The 21,424-nt window shown below is 61.4% G+C and carries 18 protein-coding genes; 10 read left to right on the top strand and 8 right to left on the bottom strand.

Features of this window, described 5'->3' with window-relative positions; all coding sequences use genetic code 11:
* Window positions 1–8 precede the first annotated feature (8 nt).
* Complete coding sequence (locus P0Y64_05770) at window positions 9–245, top strand: hypothetical protein (protein ID WEK44316.1); 237 nt, start codon at window positions 9–11, stop codon at window positions 243–245.
* A 27-nt stretch (window positions 246–272) separates the two neighbouring features.
* Here P0Y64_05770 and rlmN read toward each other — a convergent pair whose 3' ends face one another.
* From rlmN to P0Y64_05755, 3 genes are all read right to left on the bottom strand, one after another.
* Window positions 273–1,457, bottom strand: coding sequence for a 23S rRNA (adenine(2503)-C(2))-methyltransferase RlmN (rlmN, locus tag P0Y64_05765; protein WEK44315.1), 1,185 nt, complete (start codon window positions 1,455–1,457; stop codon window positions 273–275).
* 71 nt (window positions 1,458–1,528) lie between these two features.
* A complete protein-coding gene (locus P0Y64_05760; protein WEK44314.1) occupies window positions 1,529–1,999 on the bottom strand; it encodes a hypothetical protein in 471 nt (156 codons plus the stop codon).
* Window positions 1,996–2,637 (bottom strand): histidine phosphatase family protein, encoded by a 642-nt coding sequence (locus tag P0Y64_05755; protein ID WEK44313.1) that lies wholly within the window; start codon window positions 2,635–2,637, stop codon window positions 1,996–1,998. The genes P0Y64_05760 and P0Y64_05755 overlap by 4 nt, the downstream gene beginning before the upstream one ends.
* A 221-nt stretch (window positions 2,638–2,858) precedes the next feature.
* Between P0Y64_05755 and P0Y64_05750 the strand changes: the two genes are divergently transcribed.
* From P0Y64_05750 to P0Y64_05725, 6 genes are all read left to right on the top strand, one after another.
* Entirely contained in the window at window positions 2,859–3,479 is a 621-nt protein-coding gene (locus P0Y64_05750; GenBank protein ID WEK44312.1) for a porin family protein, read from the top strand.
* Between the two features lie 116 nt (window positions 3,480–3,595).
* On the top strand, window positions 3,596–4,714 hold the full coding sequence (dnaN, locus tag P0Y64_05745; GenBank protein WEK44311.1) for a DNA polymerase III subunit beta: 1,119 nt from the start codon (window positions 3,596–3,598) through the stop codon (window positions 4,712–4,714).
* A 77-nt stretch (window positions 4,715–4,791) separates the two neighbouring features.
* Window positions 4,792–6,015, top strand: coding sequence for a site-specific integrase (locus P0Y64_05740; GenBank protein WEK44310.1), 1,224 nt, complete (start codon window positions 4,792–4,794; stop codon window positions 6,013–6,015).
* A 15-nt stretch (window positions 6,016–6,030) separates the two neighbouring features.
* Complete coding sequence (locus P0Y64_05735; protein WEK44309.1) at window positions 6,031–7,608, top strand: tyrosine-type recombinase/integrase; 1,578 nt, start codon at window positions 6,031–6,033, stop codon at window positions 7,606–7,608.
* Window positions 7,605–9,653 carry a hypothetical protein gene (locus tag P0Y64_05730; protein WEK44308.1) on the top strand — a complete coding sequence of 683 codons (2,049 nt, stop codon included), beginning with the start codon at window positions 7,605–7,607 and terminating at the stop codon, window positions 9,651–9,653. The genes P0Y64_05735 and P0Y64_05730 overlap by 4 nt, the downstream gene beginning before the upstream one ends.
* Before the next feature lie 80 nt (window positions 9,654–9,733).
* Complete coding sequence (locus tag P0Y64_05725) at window positions 9,734–10,156, top strand: hypothetical protein (GenBank protein ID WEK44307.1); 423 nt, start codon at window positions 9,734–9,736, stop codon at window positions 10,154–10,156.
* A 181-nt stretch (window positions 10,157–10,337) separates the two neighbouring features.
* Here the strand turns inward: P0Y64_05725 and P0Y64_05720 are convergent, their stop codons facing one another.
* The 5 genes from P0Y64_05720 to P0Y64_05700 form a co-directional block, all read right to left on the bottom strand.
* Entirely contained in the window at window positions 10,338–12,044 is a 1,707-nt protein-coding gene (locus P0Y64_05720) for a UvrD-helicase domain-containing protein (GenBank protein WEK44306.1), read from the bottom strand.
* Between the two features lie 4 nt (window positions 12,045–12,048).
* Complete coding sequence (locus P0Y64_05715) at window positions 12,049–13,854, bottom strand: AAA family ATPase (protein ID WEK44305.1); 1,806 nt, start codon at window positions 13,852–13,854, stop codon at window positions 12,049–12,051.
* A 232-nt stretch (window positions 13,855–14,086) separates the two neighbouring features.
* Window positions 14,087–16,000 carry a hypothetical protein gene (locus P0Y64_05710; protein WEK44304.1) on the bottom strand — a complete coding sequence of 638 codons (1,914 nt, stop codon included), beginning with the start codon at window positions 15,998–16,000 and terminating at the stop codon, window positions 14,087–14,089.
* On the bottom strand, window positions 15,997–16,560 hold the full coding sequence (locus P0Y64_05705) for a hypothetical protein (protein WEK44303.1): 564 nt from the start codon (window positions 16,558–16,560) through the stop codon (window positions 15,997–15,999). The genes P0Y64_05710 and P0Y64_05705 overlap by 4 nt, the downstream gene beginning before the upstream one ends.
* A complete protein-coding gene (locus P0Y64_05700; GenBank protein WEK44302.1) occupies window positions 16,557–17,735 on the bottom strand; it encodes a dsDNA nuclease domain-containing protein in 1,179 nt (392 codons plus the stop codon). The genes P0Y64_05705 and P0Y64_05700 overlap by 4 nt, the downstream gene beginning before the upstream one ends.
* 376 nt (window positions 17,736–18,111) lie before the next feature.
* On the opposite strand from P0Y64_05700, the gene P0Y64_05695 reads away from it, so the two are divergent.
* From P0Y64_05695 to P0Y64_05685, 3 genes are all read left to right on the top strand, one after another.
* The gene (locus P0Y64_05695) at window positions 18,112–18,678 is read left to right on the top strand and encodes a recombinase family protein (protein WEK44301.1); all 567 of its coding nucleotides are present in this window, start codon (window positions 18,112–18,114) and stop codon (window positions 18,676–18,678) included.
* On the top strand, window positions 18,675–19,145 hold the full coding sequence (locus P0Y64_05690) for a hypothetical protein (GenBank protein ID WEK44300.1): 471 nt from the start codon (window positions 18,675–18,677) through the stop codon (window positions 19,143–19,145). Before P0Y64_05695 ends, P0Y64_05690 begins: the two co-directional genes overlap by 4 nt.
* 221 nt (window positions 19,146–19,366) lie before the next feature.
* The gene (locus P0Y64_05685) at window positions 19,367–21,337 is read left to right on the top strand and encodes an AAA family ATPase (GenBank protein WEK44299.1); all 1,971 of its coding nucleotides are present in this window, start codon (window positions 19,367–19,369) and stop codon (window positions 21,335–21,337) included.
* Window positions 21,338–21,424 lie beyond the last annotated feature (87 nt).

Below are 21,424 nucleotides of genomic sequence, written 5' to 3'. Positions count from 1 at the left end.
AACCCACCATGGCGGCCAATCTTAAACAAACGCGCGAATTGCTTCCGATCCCGGTGACGCAAATCAAATTCGCTTCAGGTGTTGATTGTGAAACCGTTCGCCGGTTGCGCCGGCTGATGACCCAATCGCTCGACTGCAACTACGCCCGCTGCGCGGAAGGCGAAGGAAAATGGTGGTACGTCGGCGATGTCGGAACGGGCCCTGCTGAACCCTTTGATCCAGATGCTTCCGGACCCCGGCATTAACGGCCGCGCCTGGGACGTTTATCGTCCCTACCCCAGCGCGGCGAGCTTTTCCTCCGCCTGACGATCCAGCTCCGCACGCGACTTCTTCTCCGCCGCCGTCTTGAGCTGGCCGCACGCCGCATCGATGTCGCGTCCGCGCGGGGTGCGGGTGGGGGCGGAGATGCCGGCCTCGAATATGAGGTTCGAGAAGGCCTTGATCCGGTCCGGCGTCGAGCATTCGTAGGGCGCGCCGGGCCATGGGTTGAACGGGATCAGGTTCACCTTCGCGGGTAGGCGATAGTGTTTGATCAGCCGCACCAGTTCTCGTGCATCGTCGTCCGAATCGTTCTTGTCCTTCAGCATCACATATTCGAACGTGATGCGGCGCGCGTTGTTGGCGCCGGGATAATCGGCGCACGCCTGCAGCAATTCTTCGATGCCGTATTTGCGGTTCAGCGGCACGATCTCGTCGCGCACTTCCTTGGTCACCGCGTGGAGCGAGACGGCCAGATTGACGCCGATCTCTTCGCCTGCGCGCGCCATCATCGGCACGACGCCGGAGGTGGAGAGCGTGATCCGCCGCTTCGACAGCGCAAGGCCGTCGCCATCCATGACGAGCTTCAGCGCATCGCGGACGTTATCGAAATTATACAGCGGCTCGCCCATGCCCATCATCACGATGTTGGTGAGCATCCGCCCTTCCGGCTGGCTCGGCCATTCGCCCAGCCCGTCGCGCGCCAGCATCACCTGCCCGACGATCTCGGCCGCGGTCAGGTTGCGGACGAGGCGCATCGTGCCGGTGTGGCAGAAGCGGCAGTTGAGCGTGCAGCCGACCTGGCTCGATACGCACAGGGTTCCCCGATCGGCATCGGGGATGAACACCATCTCGTAATCCTGCTTGTCGTCCGAGCGGAGCAGCCATTTGCGCGTGCCGTCGGTGGAGACCTGCGCCTCGATCACTTCGGGCCGGCTGATGACGAAGCGTTGCGCAAGCCATGGACGCAGCGTCTTCGAGATGTCGGTCATCAGCTCGAAATCGGTGACGCCGCGATTGTAGATCCAGTGCCACAGCTGCTTGGCGCGCAGCTTCGCCTGCTTCGGTTCGAGCTGCGAGGTCTCCAGCGCCATGCGCAGATCGAGCTTCGACAGCCCGAGCAGGTCGATTCGCCCGTCGCTACGTGGTGCGAGCGTGCGTTCCACGGGCACGGGATCGATGTGCCCCGGAATGGGCATGTGGGCTGCCGACGCTGTTTGCATGACGGCGCACATAGGCGAAGTCGCGCGGTTTTTCCAGCGGTGGCGATTCAGTCGCGCGCGCAGCCCAGCGCGGCCGCGTCGATCGCGGTGGCGGCGCCGGTCAGCGCATAGCTGTCCGCAAAGGGGCGGCCGCTCGGCGCGACGGCCGATACACTCATGCTGCGGCTGCCACGCATCGCCGCGACGATCGCGCGATCGGTGGCGGCATCGGGCGACCAGGCGGCGCTGTCATGCGCGGAAAGCGTGAAGCGGCGCTCGCCGATCGCCAGCGTCACCGGGGTGCCGGGGCGCGCGGCCGCGCTCAGGCGGACGAACACCGCGCCGCGTCGCTCCACGCCGAATCGGCTGACGACGCTCGCGAACGGTCGCCAGCGGGAGGCCGCGCCCGCGCGAATCGGCGCGGCGATCGCGAAGCAGCGCGACGGGGCAGCATCACGAAACGCACCCCAGCTCTGATAGACGCCCAGCGTCGTCCGCCCCTCCGCCGCGGCGAGCAGCAGAAGCGCGGCGGCGATCACGCCGGAGCGTATCCCAGCCCGAGGTGGACGACCGATTCGCGGCCCCCCTCGATCATCGTGACGGTGCCCTGCGGATGGCCCGGCAAGACTGGTGCGCCATAATGCCCGTCCGCCGCGCCGGTCATCACCCCGCGCATCACACGGCTGGAGATGCCGTGCATGATCACCAGCCGGTCGCCCGCATCCTGCGCGGTGTCGGCCAGCCACCCGGACACGCGCGTCGCGATCGCGGGATAATCCTCCCCATCGGGCGCGGGGCGCAGCAGCCCTTGCGAATCGATCACCGCGCCGACTTCACCCACCACGTCGGCATAATATCGGCCGCCCCAGCTACCCATGCCGATCTCGGTCAGGCGAGGATCGACCCGGGCATCGTGCCAATCGAGTTCGAGATGCTCAGCCACGATCGCCAGCGTCTGCAGCGCACGACCGGCATTCGATGCCCAGAGCGTCAGCGCCGGTTTGGGCCCAAGCAATTCGCGTAGCGCCCGCCCCATTTCCTCTGCCTGCGCGAATCCGGCGCGTGTGAGCGGAGTGTGCGGGGCGTCGCCTTGCAGACGGTGGGCGGCGTTGAACACCGTTTCGCCGTGTCGCGCGATGAAATCGCGGCCGAGGCGGCGGGAGGGGAATGCGTCCATGGCCCCGGTCTTTGGACCAGCAGGCGGGCGTGGCGCAACGCCTTTTGCCGGGTGCGCAAGGGCGCGCGCGTTTTGGAACATAGCGGGGTGATTTCAACCCCCTGTGGCCCAAAAACAACGGATTTCCTCGTTTATCTGAGGTTCATGCAAAGTGCGGCGAGAAGGCCCAGATAGCCCGTGCGCCCCCAGTTTCAGGGGACGGTTATCGAATGGAGTTTTTTATGCGTAAGCTCGTTATCGCCACTGCGGCCGCCGCGCTGGGCACCGCCCTCGCCACCCCGGCGCTGGCGCAGAGCCAGGCCCCGTTTTCGGGGCCGCGTGTCGAAGTGTTGGCCGGGTGGGATCACCTGAACGCCCATGACGGCACCAGCGATGGCCGCGACGGTTTCACTTATGGCGGCGCGATTGGCTATGACGCCAACCTTGGCGGCAGCGCCATCGTCGGCATCGAAGGCGAGATCGACGGTTCCACCACGAAGGCGCGCGCCTTTGATATCGTCAACGCCGGTGACAGCGCTCGCCTGAAGGCGGGCCGCGACCTCTATGTCGGCGGTCGCGTCGGTTATGTCGTGTCGCCGCGCGCGATGATCTACGCGAAGGCGGGCTATACCAACGCTCGCTTCAACGCGCGCTATTTCGATGGCACGTCGACCACCTACGAAGACAGCCAGAACCTCGGCGGCTACCGTCTGGGCGCGGGCGTCGAGTATAACGTGACGCCGACCGCCTACATCAAGGGTGAGTATCGTTACTCGCACTATGGCCACATCGATGGCGTCAACAACTACGATCCGAACCTCGACCGCCATCAGATCATGGCGGGCGTGGGCATGCGCTTCTAAGCGCGGCTTCGCGATCTGACGAAAAGAAGGGCCGGGGCGCTTGCTCCGGCCCTTTTTCATTGGCTAGGGTGGATCGAACTGCCCCGGCCGCTGCCGGAGGGCTGGGGGACGATAGAATGAAGGCGACGATCGAACGCGCGACGCTCCTCAAGGGGCTTAGCCATGTGCAATCGGTGGTGGAGCGCAGGAACACCATTCCGATTCTCTCCAACGTGCTGATCGAGGCGACGGCGGAGGGTGCGCTGAAGCTGATGGCGACCGACCTCGATCTCCAGATCAACGAAAGCGTGCCCGCCGCGGTGGACCAGCCGGGCGCGACGACCGTTTCCGCGCACACCCTGTTCGACATCGCGCGCAAGCTGCCGGAAGGTGCGCAGGTATCGCTGAGCGCGGCGGACGGGCGGATGGCGATCGTTGCCGGCCGTGCGCGCTTCTCGCTCGGCACGCTGCCGCGCGACGATTTCCCGGTGATCGCCGAGGGCGAGCTGCCGCATCAGTTCGAGATGCCGGCCGAGTCGCTGAAGCAGATCATCGACAAGACGCGATTCGCGATCTCCACCGAGGAGACGCGTTACTATCTCAACGGTATCTTCCTGCACGTCGCCGACAGCGACGGCGCGCAGCCGGTGCTGAAGGCGGCGGCGACCGACGGCCATCGCCTTGCCCGCGTGACGATTCCGCGCCCCGATGGCGCGGACGGGATGCCCGACGTGATCGTGCCGCGCAAATGCGTCGCCGAGCTGCGCAAGCTGCTTGATGAGGTCGATGGTTCGGTCGGCGTGTCGCTGTCCGCGACCAAGATTCGCTTCGATCTGGGGCAGGCGATCCTGACCTCCAAGCTGATCGACGGCACTTTCCCGGATTATTCGCGCGTCATCCCGACGGGCAATGACAAGATCCTGAAGATCGATCCGAAGAGCTTCATGGAGGGTGTCGATCGCGTTTCCACCATTGCGACGGAAAAGACCCGCGCGGTGAAGGTGGGGCTGGATCGTGATAAGGTGACGCTCTCCGTCACCAGCCCGGAAAACGGCACGGCGGCGGAAGAAGTGCCGGGCGAATATGTCTCCGCACCGTTCGAGATCGGCTTCAACAGCCGCTATCTGCTCGACATCCTCGGCCAGGTCGATGGCGATATGGTGGAAGTGCACCTTGCCGACGCCGCCTCGCCGACGCTGATCCGCGAGAACGACAAATCGCCGGCACTCTACGTTTTGATGCCGATGCGGGTGTAGGACGCCCTCAGACAGCAGTGTAAAGCGATCGCAACAAAGCACGTGATTCTAAACGATTTTTCTGCCAATGGCTCCGCATGGCGGCTTCCAATGCGAAAAATCAAATACGCGGTCAAATTGTCAAGCAAGCGGCTTATCTCGTAACTGAGATCCGGATGGCGAGCGGCGAAGAAATGTCGCTCGTCGTCCGCCGCGACAGCCGCATCCCAGACACATACGCCCTTCGTTATGTGATCGTCGTTCATCGGGTGCCAGGCGATAGCCCCAAAACGATTCGTAACGTCTCCCAAGGTATCGCCACCGGGCTATCATTTCTGGAGGCCAGGGGCATCGACCTGATGCAACGGCTAGCTTCCGGCAGATTCCTTTCCCGCGACGAGTTGGCCGATTTTGCCAATCGTTGCCTGAGTCGTGCGGACGGACGGAAAGGCGCTGTCGTAACCTCGTATGCGAAGCGACGGTACGCCGACTTCATTCGATACCTGCTTTGGCGGTTTGAGGCCGTTATCGCACGAGCGCGCAGAGAAGACCTGAGGGACCTTAGGACGGAGCGGAATGAATTCCGCAGCCGCGCAAAAGCTCAACAGCCCAGAGGGAATGCCGGAGCTGCCGAACGCGATCGATCTGGCCTTTCCGAGGCGCAGCGCAAGCTGTTGCTGGAGGTGATCAGGCCAGATTCGCCGAAAAACCCCTTTGTGCCAAAGCTCCGGCGGCGAAACCACGCCCTGATCTTGCTGCACTATCGTTATGGGTTGCGAGCCGGCGAACTCGCGGGCTTGCATCGCAACGACTACAAAAATCTCGAGCAGCCGCCTCAGCTTTTCGTGCACATTCGCCATAACAACCCAGACGATCGCCGTGCACGTCCGGCAAGGGCGAAAACACGCCCTCGAATGATCGAGGTCAATGGCGATGCTCAGGATGCCATGGCCGTATGGCTCGACCACAGATCGGATCGCGCAGCGTTTCCTCAGTCACGAAAATCGCGCTTTCTCTTCGTCAATGAAGATGGGTTTGAGATTTCGATCCGAGCCGCGTTCGCTATCTTCGAGCGGCTTCGTGATGTTTATCCCGCCCTCGGCAATTTCGCTTCGCACGTCCTCCGCCACGATATGAACGAGCGGTTTGTCGAAGAGGCAGAGAAACACGGCTGGGATGAGAAGCAGGTCAGGGAGGATCAAATTTATCTGAACGGGTGGGTTGAGGATACGGTCATGGACAGTCGATATTCGCGGTCAGCTATAGCTAAACGCGCGAACAGTCGTATATACGATCTCCAGAAGAAGTCCGTCGATATATAAATTTAGCGTGTTAACATGAAAAACTCTGGTCTGATCGATCTTTTTTCCGAATTTCCCGAAGAAGAATTAGAGGACGCTTTGGTGCAGTCTTCTTCTGGAGATGTGATAGATACGTCTGGCGATATTTGGCGCATTGCCACGGATGGTGTTGTATCGTGGACTGAATTTTCGATTGTGGATTATCGCGTAACTCGTGCTCTCAAGGCATTTGTCCGCCATCTTATCCGAAATAACGCCGCAACCTACGTTGTCGGTCAACACAAGTTCATGCGATTATTGGCGAAAGAGCCGATCGCTGGTGAGCTGAACATCGCGGTTTCGCGAGATAGAATGCTCGATCGAGGATTCTTCGAAAGATACAAAGAGTTTGTTCGCGGGCGCGTCAGCGAGGAGAACGTCGGTTTTTACACCGGCGGTTTTGTGCGCTGGTATATTTGGGCCACTGATGCCGGTTTCGACCTTTTCGATCCCGACGTGGCATCTGGGTTTGAGAGCTTGCAGATAGGCGGCAACCCGAGGGGGCGCGCGGTTCTGAGCCATGACATTAATCGCGGACCGCTTCGAGGAGTCGAGATGACCCAGTTGCGGTCTGCCTTGAAGGCGGCCCAGGCCGCTGGCCGGCTCGATCTCGCTGATTTGGTGCTCGTTTGGCTGATGGTCGCTCTTGGGACAAATCCGCGAAACCTCGTGTTACTCGAAGAGCAGGATTACATTCGCACAAAGCTAGAGGACGGCCAGATCGTCCATGAGCTTCGAATACCGCGTATCAAGAAACGCACCGCCGGTGAGCGCGATCAGTTCCGAGTCCGCAGGCTGGTGCCCGAGATCGGTGAACTCGTCGCCAAGCTGATCGCGCGCAATCAAGGCGCACAGCATATTGATGGCGCCATTCGGCCGATCTTTCGTAGGCCTAAGCCCGAGCAGGCGCTGCTGGGAACAACCCATGAGCGCAAATCCTACCGCCGCTCCCCCGGCTATCTGGGCGTCGTCGTGAAAGCAGTCGCTAGAGATCTGGGGCTCCGCAACGCGGAAGGCGGGCCGCTGCACCTTCATCCTCGCCGCCTCAGATATAGCTTCGCTACGCGCCTGGTTGACGAGGGCGCGTCCGTCCAAGAGGTGGCCGACGCTCTCGACCATACGTCAACCGATTACGTATTGGTCTATTTCAATGCTCGGTCGGATGCAGTCCGCAATCTCGATCGTGCCCTCTCGACCCTCCTGGCACCCGTGGCGCAGGCCTTCCTTGGGAAGGTGATCCGCAACGAAGACGAAGCTGCCCGGGCTGGTGATCCCAGCAGTCGCATCATGCATTTGAACAAAAAGAACAAAAAACGCGAAGGGCTCGGAAGCTGCGGCGAGTTTGGCTTTTGCGGTCTGCTAGCCCCCTTGGCATGCTATCTCTGTCGCGATTTCCAGCCATGGATGGAGGCACCACACGAGCACGTTCTCGATAAACTGATCGATCGCCGAGCGGAAAAGCTATCCGAGGGCGCCGATCCGAAATGGACGCAACTTTACGACGAGCACATTTTAGCGGTGGAATTGGTCATCCAACGCTGTGACGAAATGAAAGCTCAGGACCTGGCCGCATGACCTCAGGCATCAATCGGGCGATCAAGGTCCGTGCATCCAACTGGCGCTCTCATGGCGACGTGCTCGCGTTTCGCTCGACCGCCGTATCTTCGGCCGTTGAAGAGCTAGAAAAGCAGGTCGAGCGTGCGCGGAAAGCAAACGTCTTACGCGTTCCGAACTTCGACGATCAATATTGGCCGCTCGTGTCACGCGCCCGAGCGTCCGATGCAGGTGCCGGCGGTCTCCATTTCACGATAGCGAAAGCCGTCAAGGGCAGTCGTTTGCCACCGTTCCCTGAGCCGTTTTTCGGCTTTGCCAAGGTCATGGTCTGCGCTTTCGAGGGGCGCAGCGATAAGGGCTTCTCGGCCTCGAATTTGCAAGCTGTCGTGTCAGCATGTCGTTGGCTGTATTCTCAGTTTGGCCAAAGGCCACCGCAGCCGCATCTGTTGGTGCACGGCGATTTCGAGGCAGCGGCGCAGGCGGCAAAATCGGAACTGGGCGAAGGCGCGGCGAACATTGGTAGCAAACTAGCGTTTATCGCTCTCCAGATGGACGACATGCGCCTAGCGCCCGCGCCAATCGAATGGCGCAATTCGATTGGGCGCAAAGCGAAGCATAATGCGATAGGTGCCGTTGCGGATCGCCGTCGTGACGAGTTGATGCCACGCCAGGAGATCATCGACGCCTTAGCCGACCTTTCTGGGCGTGGTGACCTCGATGAGCGAGACCTGTTCATCCAACGCGGAATCGAGCTCTGCGTAAGCGGTGGTTTCCGCGTGAACGAGTTGCTGACCCTTCCTCGAGACTGCCTCCATAGCGAGCCGGAACTGGACGATATGGGCGTTCAGGTGCTTGATCGCTTTGGCAACCCTTGCGAGCGCATTGGTTTGCGCCACTGGCCAGAGAAGGGAGCTCACACGCTTCAGATTAAGTGGGTGCCTTCGGTTATGAACGATGTCGTAAAGCGCGCCGTCGCAGACCTGCAACGCATTTCGGAACCGACATGGCGCGCAGCCACGCATCAGGTTGCATTCCCGGATAAGACGCTGCTGGGCGACGCATGGGACGAGATCGATGACGATGCTTGGCTGCCGCTCAATCAGATCGTCGAGATCGCTGCTGTCACTGATCCATACCAGTTTGTCAGAGACAACGATATGTCCCTCAAGCCTGTCCGTCCGGAAAGCAAGCGAGGGCGGTGTTTTCGGATGGGTGATCTTCGTCGGGTTCTCTATCGAAAATCTGAACGTGGTGAGATCTTACGCTCCGGCGAAGGAAGCCAGTACCTCCACGACAGCTTGTTCATCATTCCCAAGTTTTTCGTCAAACGCTCGATGGATGGCGGGCTGCGAGGAACGGTGTCCCTCCTCAAAGATGCCAACATAAACGTGTATCTCGTCGGGATCACCGGTGCGCCCTCGATATTCGAACGACTCGGATATCTTGACGAAGACGGGCGACCTCTCCGCTGCCCATCCCATCAAATCCGCCATTGGCTGAACACCTTGGCGCTCGAGGGCGGCTTGAGCGATGTCGACCTCGCCCGCTGGATGAGCCGTCAGAATGTTGCTCAGAACCGCGCCTATGATCATCGTTCGCCGGTTCAACGCGCAAAGCGGGTAAGCGAAAAGCTAATGACGGGCGAGGCCGCTGGTCCGGTCGCGCAAGCAACGAGATCTATCAAAGACCCGGTGCGCCGTGAGGAGTTTGTGAAAAGCGTCTCCCGTACCGCGCACGTCACCGATCTCGGCATTTGCGTTCATCCCTGGGACGCTCTCCCTTGCCAAAAACACGGCTCATGCTCGGATTGCGGCGAACTCCGTGTCGAGAAAGGCAATGTTGAGCAGCGCGAGCGTGCGGCGAAGAATCTGATCGACACCGAGGCGGATCTCGCAATCGCGTTCGAAGAGGAGGCCGACGGCACCATCAATGCCGACCGCTGGGTGGACGCACATGAGCGAATGGCTTCTTCCCTCAAAAAAATCATCGCCATCCATGACGATCCTAGCATCCCTGATGGTCATATCGTACAGGTCGACCAACGCCCTGCCCCGGTGACCCACTGATGGCTGGCAAGACGAAACGCCGGCAGGAACACCGGCTGACCGCCAAGCATGTGGAGATGATCGTTACGCTCGCGGGCGAGATGGCGGTCGATCTTCGCCCCACGTGGCCGAAAATCATTGCTTTGGGCGAGACGGTCACCGGTCGCGCTTTCACCCGCCAGGCGCTTTCTGCTCATGAATCGATCGCCACCGCCTACGATGCGGCCGTTGCGCGGCATCATAAGCTGAGAAAGAACGGGCCGCCGCCGGAACCCAAGCCACAAAATGACTCGCTCGATGCACAGCGGATCGCGGAACTGGAAGCGGAGAATGAACGGCAGCGCGAGTTGATTGATGCACTTCAGGATATGCTCGTCAGGTTCGTCGGTAATGCGGTGACGGCAGGCGTCTCGCAGGAACGGCTTGAGGCTCCGCTCCCAGCGCGCGCCGAATGGCGTAGCGACGTCGATGACATGGCGGATCGGACGAAGGAAGCCCGCCGCAAGCAGCGACGTGGCAGCTAGACGGCCAATTGTAATTGTTTGGCAGCCAATTCCTCGTCCTCAGCTGCGGTCGGTCTGCTTTCCCATTTTGGAAACTAAGACTGACTGGTTGATAGGCGACTGCCAGGTTTGGAGGGGAGAAAGTAAGATAGCTGTCGGACCCTGCCGCAGGGGCCATCAGCGGGTTGTGATGTTGTTTTCCTCACGGCAAGAGACGGCAAGGATCACGCGCGGGCGTCATGATCGTTACGGCGGTCCGGGCGCGGGTCGCGGCCACATGAAGGTTGAACCGAGCGGACCGTTCCTCGTTCGCGCCGCCCGGGCGAAGGTAGCGCGAGTAGGCGCCTTCGAAGACAATCACCTCATCAAATTCCTTCCCCTTCGCCTTGTGGATCGTCATGACCGTCACGCCGCGATGCGGCCTCGCTGTCGCGGCGAACTGATCCTCGACGACCGCCGCGCGCAGCAGGTCGCGTGCCTCGCGATAGGCGCCATGCTCGCGCCACGCACCGGCCAGTCGCGCCTCGATCTGCGCGCCGCGACGCAGCAGTCGCATGTGGCGGGCCTCCTTGGCGACCGCTTGCAATTCGGGGCGTGGGCTCGCCGCGAACAGCGCGCGAATCGCGCGCCAGTCCGTCATCGGATCGCCCGTCAGCACAAGCGCTTCGGCCTCGACCAGCAATTGCCGGAGATCAGTCGGAATACCCCGCGCACCATAGCCCGCGTCGCCGCGCTCTCGGACGGCCCTCGCGGCCTTGCGCAGCTTGGCGGCCTTTCCGATCGCGCCAGCGGACGCCGCCTCGCTGCGTCCCACTTCAAACGCCGCCAGTGCCTCCAAGGCAAGCGGCCCCAGCGCAACCGTTGGATCGCGCGGTTCGAGCAGCAAAGCGATGATCGCGCCCGCGAGCATCGGTCCCTCGGCGGCGACGAGCAGCTCGACCGGATAGCTCGGCAGCCCGTGCTCGGCTTTCCACATATATTCGAAAACCATGGTCGCCAGCATGTTAGCCGGCACCAGCACCGCGAGCGACCAATCCCCGTTACGGCGCAAGCGATTAGCGGCCTGAAGGACAGCCGCTTTTAGAGGGCGCAGGCTCTGACCGGGATATGATGTGATGGTCACGCCCGCATAGGCTTGCGGGCGAAATGCGCCCGTTAGCATCGCGTCCGCGAACAGGGTGATATCTGTCCCCGCGCTGCGGCGGTTCTCGCCCTGAAAGTCAAATGGGATAGGCTGAAAAGTGGCTATGAACTCATCGAACCGGCGCGGATCGGCGCCCTTGAAGTCGTAGATCCGCTGTTTGGGGTCGCCAAGCGCCATAAGTGGGCTTTGCCGACCGAGGGTCGCAATCATCCGCCACTCGTCGGCGTTCGTGTCCTGGAACTCATCGACGATTATGAAGGGATATGCGCCGCCATAAGCGCGCGCCAGTAGAGGCACGGCCTCTAGAAGGTCGGCGACAAGGCTGGGAAACAGGTCGAACGCGATCAAGCCTTCCCGATCGAACAGCCGCCGCTGCTCGGCGATCCGCGCAGCGCCGGTTAGGCCGGCGAGGCGATCACGCGCCTGCGCGGGCAGCAGGAGCGAGACATATGGCCGAGCACACAGCAGATAGGCGTGGCTCTTGAGGATCGACCAGGCAAACCCGTGATAGGTGTTGATCTCGATCCGCGACATCAAGCCGCGCGGAATCGTGGCCGTGGCCTGTTCGGCGACGCGCGCGATCGTCGCGCGGGCGAAGCTCAGGAACAGCGCCTTTCCGCTCGCGCCGAGCCGGTCGGCTTCGAGGTCCGCACAGGCCTTCGCCAGCGCGATCGTCGTCTTTCCCGACCCCGCGCCGCCCCGCACGAGGATATTGCCGTCTGTCGCCAGCAAGCGCCGGCGCTGGTCGCAAAGGACGAGCGCCACGTGCTTACCCGCCCGGTACCGGCGGAACAGGCGCCGCCGGGATCGGCGGTATCGGGACGGGCGGCGGCGGTATTTCCACCATCGCGCGCAACTGGCTGAGGATTCCCATGATGGTCGGCGGGAAATGGCCTACCTGACACTGGCTGAAGAAGAGCGTCAGAAAGTCGTCGCCCTTCTTATGTTTGAAGAGCGCGAGGAACGGCCCGGAATAAGCCGCCTCCGGCGATCCATTGGCCGGAACCTGGGCCGCTAGCGCCGCCGGCCACTCACCGTTCTGGACAAGCCACTGGACGAACCATTGCTGCATACTGGGCGCGACCTCATCCCGGAGTAGATGCTCGAAACCGGCATAAGGCTGCTCGAAGGCGCGGTCGCAAGCTAGCTGGATCGCAGCCGCCGCACCCGGCTCTTGGCGGTCGAAGATTGTCGCGACGGTCTTGCCCAATCCCCGGAAGAAGCCGGCGAAAGATGCCACCGCCGTCTCGCCACCCGCATCGAACGGTACCCACCCAAGCGAGTCGAGACGTTTGTGAGCCGCCGGGTCCAGCTCCGCCGCGCGCCGCGCGACCGCGCTATAAGCGACGAACTCGGTCTTGCCCTCCACGACCAGGACACGGCGTGCGAGGAGCGCCTCGCAGAAGCGGGTACGAAAACCGTCGCGGAAGATTTTCAGGCGCAGATTGTCAGGCAGAACGACCTTGGTCGCAGTCAGGAGCGCCGTCGCGTCGCGGCGCATGACCGTCATCTGCTCGGGCTGGAACTGCTCGATCACATAGGGCGAGTGCGACGTGAACAACGCTTGCGAGGCAAGACCGCGAACCTTGTCCACGACGCGCTGCTGCACATGCGGCGGGAGCGAAATCTCTGGCTCCTCCATCGCGAAGATAACCCGCCCGTTCCGCCGCTCGGCGATAAGGCCGAGCATCGCGAGAACGAGCGCGTTGATCGTGCCCGAGCCCTGATGTTGAAACGGCGCGGCGTAACCTGGCACGCCGGTCGCCAGAAAGGACTTCAGCACGCGCCGAAGATCCTCGCGGGTCAGCTCCGACACCCGCAGATGCGGCGCATCGGCCCATTCACCCGGTACGATCTCGCGCATGGCGTCCTGTATCGCGGTCAGGATGCGGCCGAACTCGGGGTCGCTCGCTCCCACCACGTCGAGGCCGCGCAAACTGTCGAGCAAGCCCTCCCACATGCGCGTCCGGACCTCGTAGGTCTTAAGAATCACGTCGAGGAGAGAGCCGCGCTCCATGGACAGCGCGCGGCTTCCCGTGCGCAGGGCGCGAAGATGCAGGAAACCGAATTCGCGCTTGTCGCTTGATCGGCATTCGCTGGAAGGTGTGCCGTCCTCCGCGCGCGGCACCGCGAACCAGGTCTTCGCGGAGAACTCGTCGCCGTCAAAGTCGTAGGCTCCTTCGAAACGGATACGGACCGCCGGCTCAACGCCGGGCTGGGCCGCCTGAATTGCGCCACCCGGGCCGATCAACGTGCAGTCGGCGGCGCGCCAGAATTCCAGATTGTTCCGAAAGCGGTCGCAATGCTGATCGTCGAGGCCGGCAACAACGACTTCCACGACGATCCTCGGGGCCGATTGATCCTCTTGAGGGAGGTAGCGGCCGCCGTGGAAATCATGCTCGTCGATGGCCTGAGTGCGCGACAATCGATCAGCACCGATGGCGAGCTCGATCGCTTCAAACACCGTTGATTTGCCGGTGTTATTGTCGCCCAAGAGGACGGTGGTCCCATCAAAGTGGATATCGGCAAGACGAATTCCACGAAAATTTTCGATGTGAGTCCGAACAATACGCACGCAGTCTTCCTTTATTCCCACATGCTTCTTTGTATCGATATATCATTTTGAGGCGTTAGCGACGAACCTGCATTATCGTTGATTCGCCCGTCATCGAGCCAGTTTGAGACTTTTCGCTGTGACTGCGGTGCCGCGCTGCATGGGCGTAGCGATGCGGATCCATTGCACCGCATGAGCAGCGTGAATGAAAGGGTGCTGAGTACCCGCGCGCCGAAATTCCCGCCCACGGTCATCACGCGACATGAACGTGCGTCAGCCTCTGGAAATGTGCCCCCGAGAGATTGGTGAAGGATGCGCCGGTCATAATGAGCTGAGCACCGGCGAATTCATCGCGCTTGAGCAGGTCGATGAATGGCTGGACGATGAAATTTTCCTTATCCGCCACTGCCTCACCCGAGAACTCCCCCGGGACGTCGATAATGCTCAACCCTGGATAATGTGTGCCCGCCTTGGCCGACAGCGTCATCAGGCCATAGTGATAGGCCATCAGGAAATAGAGCGAGTCTGTCCCGCCCAGAGCTGCACTCCAGCGCTGACGGCCTACGCGGAGCGAGAGGTTGCTCCGGCTGATGTCGACATTGACGTGACTGTGTAGCCAGACCTTCGGCCCAGGCTGGTTCAGCGCTTCGAGATAGGCGTTCATCCCGTCTTCGAGCTGGGCCGCTGCCGAGTGGAAATCGATTGCAGCGAAGGCGTCGTCGACTCGTTTCTGAACGGGCTTTATCGCCTCTTCTAGGCGGGCGATTTCCTTGGTCATCTGCACGCCAAGCTCGAGCGCCGCGCTGACCCGGTCGAGTTGTCTTTGGCGCTCGGCTCCGCGTCCCAACGCCATGTCGATCGCGCTGATTTCGGCCTGGGCAAGTGCGCCGACTGCTTCCTTGGCGGGCGTAAGCTCTGCATCGATCTCGCCGATCTCCGCTTTGATGGTGGCCGCGCCCGCAAGGAGCTTGGCAACCTCCGCCTGCAAGACCCTTTCGAGTTCGATCGCCTCGGCGAGTTCGCCGGCAAGCCGGTCGCGCTCGAACCGCAGCCTGACCGAGCCGAGGTCGGCGATCACCGGCTCTGGCGGCAGATGCTGGTGGCACAGGAAGCAGTCATGACCATGATAGGCAAGGGCGTTCACCGATTGATCGCAAGCCGGGCAATGCGTGATCTTCAGATCGGCAAGCACCGCGCCAGCATCCTCGGCGCGCTCCATCCGTTCAATCTCTTCGGCAAGATCCGCGCGGTAGCGCGCAACGTCCGACCGACGCTCGGCCGCGCTACCCTGCTTGAGAGTAATGTTCTCCAGGCTTGAAAGCGCGCTCGACCGGCGCGCCGCGAGATCGGCGATGTGACTGCGCTGTTCCGTTGGGATCACTTCATCCTGCGCTGCGGTTAGCAGCGCGGTGCGGCGCTCGTGCAATGACGCTGCCTCCGCTGCGAGACGGTCGGCTGCTGCCGCAATTGTCGTTACGCTGACGTGGACCGAAATATCCTCGTCGGACAGCAGGTCGCGTGCGAGCTCATTCAGCGTGTTGGCATATTGGTCTCGTCGAGCCGCGAGCAGGTCTACCCGTCTTTTGAGCAGAACAAGCTCCTCATAATCCGGGCTGTAGATATGTTCGGCCAGGCCAAGGAACTGCAAGACGCTCGCATGCTGCTCGCCCTCGGGCTGCTTGTCTGCAATGTCACCCCAAAAGCGCTGCTGGCGATAGATGTGCCTCAGGAGAATACGGAAGGACAATTCCGGCCATGTCTGGCCCGATGTGGGGTTGCCCTTCGGGAAGCTCAGCAAAGGGATGCCGAGTTCCTTCATCAGCCAGTGCTGAAAGTCCTTCGCCAGCATTGCCGTGCCATCGACATAGACCTTCCCTTTGCCACCATTTTCTCGCCAGCGCCGCTCGACAAGAAAGGTGCCGGTGCCGATTCTCAAGGTTGCGGCTGCGGCATCGTATTTTTCCGCGAGCGCATTCTCGTCGGCACCTTCGAACGGATTTCCGCCAGGATCGCCAAGTAGGAAGTCGAGCGTCTGCAGCCACTTCGTCTTGCCAGTGTTGGGCCTGCCCACGATCACGTTGACCCCGGGCTCAAAGTCGAGCGATTCCTGCTGCCCAGTCGGCAGATGCCGCTCTAGGCGAGCAATGGAGAGGAATGGCCTGATCATGACCGTATCACCTTGCCCATTTCGCGTTGTCCGACCTCGCGATCGAAGAGGCGGTAGATCAGGTCCTTGAGGTAGGTGCCTGTCTTTTTTCCGAAAGTTTCCCGAATCTGCTTGAGACGGTCTACCAGGCCGGCGAAGGATGGCAGCTCCGCGAGCGCCTTCGCCCGGTCCTTACCGAGAGGCGTCAGCGCGATCTGGTAGGACTTCTTTTGCTTTGAGACGGTGATCAGCCGTTTGGCCTCGAGATGCGCCAGCACATGATAATAGCGTTTGTCCCACGGGCCGTAGTGATGGCGGACCATCGAGGACTCGACAGCGTTGCCGGCCGGCCTTGTGCCGGAACCTTCCGGCTCGCCCTCGGCCGCGCGCGCGACCAAGAAGAATTCAGGATACCTACTAAAAAAATCAAGCTTGGCCATTTTGGTGAGCCCATCGATCCGACCAGCCGAGCCGCAGACGAGCATGAGTAACAGCAGCCGCGCCGCGTGGAATTCGACGATATCGTCCGCCGCAAGCGGGACGCTGGCTGCCCGGGTCGCAAGGCGGTTGATGGACTTCATTTGGGCAGCTCAAAACGTAGGAGGCAGCGGTCTGCTATGTCGTAGAGGCAGCCCTTGAGAAAAGCGGCATGGTCCACCGGACCTGCGCTGACCTGTGCGCTGATCTCGTCCATCTTGGCGAGGCACAGGGCGTGGAACCCCATGCCGCTTGTCGCCAGCTCGCCGGCCAGATATTTCGACCGAAGCGACGCCGCTTCTGATTGGACCCTGTTGACGAGCTGCACGCCCTCTTCGGATTCCATATAGCGCGACGCTCGCGTGGCGGCGGCGTAACCGCGCCGCAGGTCGATCGCGAGCGCGACGACGTCGTCGGGCAAGCTGACAGCCGCCAGTTTTTCGGTCAATTTGGTGCCGGCCTGAGCCGAGGATTGCGCGACAAGATCACCCAGGCGCTTGGTCCACCAGGCGAGAATCTCCGCCCGAGTCACGATCTTTTTGGCCTTATCGGGAATCCATTTGGCGGCGCCGGCTTCTTTGGCCATGAGGCGCAATTCGTCGAGCAAATTATCAAGCTGTTCAAACAGCAGGGGATGGCCTGCGGTGATGCTCATCCTTAGCAGGTGGTTCGCATTGGCCGCGCGCATCGAGGTCAGGTCGTGCCGGATCTCCCATTCGCAATTATCGAGCCAGTAGGCAGCGCTATTGCCCTTGTCTGACGCAACGCCATTCATCCGTTCGGCGAATTCGGTGTGAAGCGCGTCCATCGCCTTTTGGGCGAGCTTCCGGTCTCCCGACCCGCACTTGTAAGTGAGCGGCTCGATCGCCTTGACGACCTGCCGCATCGTGATCATCCGGAAACGGGAGACTTCCTTGTGCTGATCGCGCGCTAAAGACTTCTCGAAGATTGACGTGCCAACCTTCTTTGCATCCCGGGCACAGAGGTCGGCGACGGACCACAGTTTGTCGGGCTCGCCGGCTTTGACCTGGACATATTCCGCGATCGCCGCCTCGATGGTTGGATCGTGGCGAACGGGGACCAAATCGTCATGGGTCTCAAAATGAATTTTCAGGAGATGCGCATTCTCGATCATCTCGAGTAGAAATCTTACTGCGACTTCATCCTGATAGTTAAATCCCTTACGCGCCTCGGGACCGCCCTCCTCGGTGGGCGCAGTATCATCGATCGAAGGCCAGACCTTCTCTGTGGCGGCATTCGCCGTGGAGTCATCCTTCATCGCTGGCAATCAGCTATCGCGACTGGCAAAAGTCGGCGACCACCTTGCTTCGAATGAATTCATGGCTGTGTATTGCCCCCCACTGACTGATTGGGCACCGAAGGAAACCCTTATTCAAGTCTTTTTTGTCCTTGGATCGGTGATGTGGGAGGCGTTGGTCCGCCTTCGGCGTTCGCAGCGTGCCGATCCTGCGAACGCGCGAACGTTGGGTTCATGACAAAATTTGACCATACAACAAGCGCGTTTGGGGGCGCTTATTGTCGTCCACCAAACGAGGGAATGATGGACGCCGCAATTTTGTCCGAAAACACTGGCGCAACGACGGCAAACCGGACAGAGTGATTTCTGGACAAGTTTTCGGACAGATTTCTTCCCAATGGCTATGATCGGATATGCCAGGGTTTCTACCCCGGATCAGGACCTCAGCTTGCAGCATGACGCGCTCCGCGCCGTAGGCTGTGACCGCATCTTCGACGATCGAGTGTCGGGCACGAAGGCAGATCGGCCGGGCCTCGCTGCTGCGCTGTCCTATCTCCGCGACGGCGATGTGCTGGTGATCTGGAAGTTCGATCGCCTCGGTCGATCGGTCCAGCATCTCATCGAGACTGTCGACCAGCTTCGGGAGCGGGGTGTCGGCCTTCGGTCGATCACCGAAGCCGTCGACACGACCACGCCAGGCGGCCGCCTGCTATTCCACATCTTCAGCGCCCTTGCCCAATTTGAGCGCGACCTAATTGTCGAACGCACCACGGCCGGATTGAAGGCCGCCGAAGCTCGCGGCCGCAAGGGCGGCCGCACCCGCGTCGTGACGCCAGAGAAGCTATCTCGAGCTCGTCGGCACATTGCGGATGGCCTTACCGTGCGGGAGGCCGCTGCACGCCTGAAGATCGGGAAATCCGCGCTATATGATGCTCTATCGCGTGATACTGAGGTTGCCGCGTGACCGATAGCGTTAGCACCACGATTATGGCGATCCTGGAAGAAATGGATCGTACGTCCGATGCCCAACTTGGTGGCCCTGCTGCTAAGGCAGCTCGTCGCAATGCTCGGCGGGTCGCAGAATATCTCCTCGCCCTTGGTTCCACTCCCCTCCCTCGCCACTCCGGGAAAGCTTCTCCTGGGAAGGTTGCTAGTGCGCTGAGCGAATCTGGCGAGCGCTTCAACCGCCAGAACTTCATGACCAACGAATTCTGCGCCCGCCTGCTCGCATCCTACGAGCGGTGGGAAAGCGATGTTGGAGGCAGCCATTTCGCGGAAGCTCAGAAGAGCGCCGAAGCAAAGGAGCCCGAAAACAAGCGGATTTCCGACCTTGAACGAGAGCTGCTGCTTGTGCGGGCCGAATGTCAGCACCTACGTGACGAGGTGTCGTTCCTGCGAGGTTTCGTGGCCGAAACGGGCCGTCTCCCCTGATGGCCCAACGAGCTACCGCCGAATTGACAGTCACCTCATTCCACCCCTCTCCATTTGGGGGTGGAATTCTGATCGGCAACGACAATCACGGCCGCTCTACACGCGCCCGTGTCGCTGTGAGCGTTTCAACTAGGCCGCCACGTCCAGGAGAGATCTGGCGCGTATCGGGCGATTGGATAATCGATCCCGATCACGGCCGTCAGATTCAAGCCGAGACGGTTTTGCCCCTGATCCCCGAGGGGCAGGCGATCATCCGTTGGATCGCCGCCAACAAGGCCATCCCGGGCGTGGGAGCCGCGACCGCAACGCGATTGTGGCAGACATACGGTCCAAAACTCTACGATCATCTGCGCGAAGGTGATGTCGGCGCGATTGCCGAGATCGCTGGTCCGTTCGCCGCTCATGTCATCGCCCAGGAATTCCGCCTGCTTCGCAACGAGGTGGACGTCCTCCAACATTTTGATCGTTATGGCTTCGACGCCAGAACATCGATCGCCGCCAGTCGCCTTTGGGGGGCGGGCGCGATCGCGAAGCTGGACGCAAATCCGTACGTCATGGCGTTGCTCCAGCCGTGGAAGATAGTTGATGAGCGCGCGCTCAGGCTTGGTGTCGCAAACGATGATCCGCGAAGGCTGATCGCAGCGGCCGGCGACGTGGTCGCCCGGCGATACCGAGGCTTCGAGCGGATGTCCGGCGGACACACTGCCGGCACGCGGAACGATTTTATTCGCGGCCTGCGCAGTCTGCTTGGCCGTCAGTCCGAAACGCTGGCCGAGCTGGCGTTCGATCTCGCTCTAACCGCTGGCGAGCTGGTCCAGTGTGGCGAACTCTATCAGGGGCGCGGGCCTGCCTTGATGGAGCGTGCGATCGAGAAGGCGATCGTCGATCGTACAGGCGACAGCCTCATCAGCCAGACGGCCATCGCCTCCGCGATCACTGAAACAGAGGCGCATCTTGGCTTCGCCCTCGACCCCACGCAGGTCGCCGCGATAAATCTCGCCGTTGGGCGGCGGTTCTGCGTTGTCGACGGTCCTGCAGGCACCGGCAAGAGCACGGTTACCAGAGCCATCATGGTAGCGACGCAGAAGGTTGGACGAGCATATTACCAGATCGCCCTGAGCGGCCGCGCCGCCAAGCGGCTTGTCGAGGCAACCAGCCACGAGGCGATGACCGTGCATCGCTTCCTCAAGGCTTTGACAAATGGCGCCCTGAAGCTCTCGGCGGCGACGCTGCTGATCGACGAGGCATCGATGATTTCGACGCCCAACCTCTGGCAAATTATCACATGGGTTCCCGCAGACACCAATATCATCCTCGTTGGCGATCCCGGGCAGCTTCCCCCAATCGGCGCTGGGAACCCGCTTAGGGCTCTGGTGGCATCTGATGGCGTCGCTCGAGCAACGCTCGACCAGATCCACCGGCAGAAAGGCGAGAGCCCCATTCCGACCGTCGCGCAATTCGTCCGAAAAGGCGGAATGCCGTTGCTGCCCGCGTTTGATCCTCGCGATCCCGATCGGGCCGGCGTGTACATTGTAGCGTGCCCGTCAGCCGACGTTCCTCGTAAGGTTCTCGATACCTTCGAGGCATTTGTCGGTGAGCCGGTAGATGTCCCGGACCGCGATGCGATGCGCCGCCTGCATGGCGCGCGGACGCAGATACTGGGCATGACTATTCACGGACCGGCTGGCGTTCGCGCTATTTCGGATGCGGTCGAAAGGCGCTGGCTCCACGGGCAGCCTCAAATTCCGATGTGGGGTTTTGCTGAAGGAAGCAAAATCCTGTGGACGAAAAACAGCTACAATCATGACACCGGGCTGCTCGGCGCGGACGGAACGGCCCGTACGGTCGACATCATGAACGGCAGCCTTGGAGTCGTTCAGCGGCAAACTTCCGAAGGCGCTCGTACGCTCTTCGACGATGATGAGGTCGGCGCTGTAGATATCCGAATCTCGAACCTGCAGAGGGTGCTGCGCGGTTGGGCGATCACCGTCCACAAGGCGCAAGGATCCGCCTTTGAGCGGGTAATTGTTCCTATCGTCCCGAGCAGGCTCCTCGACAGGCTGATGCTTTACACCGCGATCACCCGGGCTCGTCGAACGGTCGTCCTCGTTGGTGACCCAGAGGTTTTATTCAGCGCGGCGGAAGCGCGAGGCCGAGCGGCCACGCGACTGCAATGCCTTCTTCGGTCTTAAGTGGCATCGTCCAGACCTGGGACGATGCGGCCATCCGACCTTGAGGCCGCGAAGGTCCGCTGTTTTTGAAAGCGGCCGCTGGATCGC

The organism is Candidatus Sphingomonas colombiensis, from assembly GCA_029202845.1.
Taxonomy (GTDB): domain Bacteria; phylum Pseudomonadota; class Alphaproteobacteria; order Sphingomonadales; family Sphingomonadaceae; genus Sphingomonas; species Sphingomonas colombiensis.
The sequence above is the reverse complement of the archived record's forward strand: the minus strand, read 5'-3'. Positions and strand labels throughout refer to the sequence as shown.

What these genes read in the sequence shown, in the direction of transcription:
- P0Y64_05705 (WEK44303.1), bottom strand. Translation starts at nt 16,560, where the DNA reads ATGAAGTCCATCAACCGCCTTGCGACCCGGGCAGCCAGCGTCCCGCTT.
- P0Y64_05700 (WEK44302.1), bottom strand. Translation starts at nt 17,735, where the DNA reads ATGAAGGATGACTCCACGGCGAATGCCGCCACAGAGAAGGTCTGGCCT.
- P0Y64_05750 (WEK44312.1), top strand. Translation starts at nt 2,859, where the DNA reads ATGCGTAAGCTCGTTATCGCCACTGCGGCCGCCGCGCTGGGCACCGCC.
- dnaN (WEK44311.1), top strand. Translation starts at nt 3,596, where the DNA reads ATGAAGGCGACGATCGAACGCGCGACGCTCCTCAAGGGGCTTAGCCAT.
- P0Y64_05735 (WEK44309.1), top strand. Translation starts at nt 6,031, where the DNA reads ATGAAAAACTCTGGTCTGATCGATCTTTTTTCCGAATTTCCCGAAGAA.
- P0Y64_05730 (WEK44308.1), top strand. Translation starts at nt 7,605, where the DNA reads ATGACCTCAGGCATCAATCGGGCGATCAAGGTCCGTGCATCCAACTGG.
- P0Y64_05740 (WEK44310.1), top strand. Translation starts at nt 4,792, where the DNA reads ATGGCGGCTTCCAATGCGAAAAATCAAATACGCGGTCAAATTGTCAAG.
- rlmN (WEK44315.1), bottom strand. Translation starts at nt 1,457, where the DNA reads ATGCCCATTCCGGGGCACATCGATCCCGTGCCCGTGGAACGCACGCTC.
- P0Y64_05695 (WEK44301.1), top strand. Translation starts at nt 18,112, where the DNA reads ATGGCTATGATCGGATATGCCAGGGTTTCTACCCCGGATCAGGACCTC.
- P0Y64_05755 (WEK44313.1), bottom strand. Translation starts at nt 2,637, where the DNA reads ATGGACGCATTCCCCTCCCGCCGCCTCGGCCGCGATTTCATCGCGCGA.
- P0Y64_05710 (WEK44304.1), bottom strand. Translation starts at nt 16,000, where the DNA reads ATGATCAGGCCATTCCTCTCCATTGCTCGCCTAGAGCGGCATCTGCCG.
- P0Y64_05770 (WEK44316.1), top strand. Translation starts at nt 9, where the DNA reads ATGGCGGCCAATCTTAAACAAACGCGCGAATTGCTTCCGATCCCGGTG.
- P0Y64_05725 (WEK44307.1), top strand. Translation starts at nt 9,734, where the DNA reads ATGGCGGTCGATCTTCGCCCCACGTGGCCGAAAATCATTGCTTTGGGC.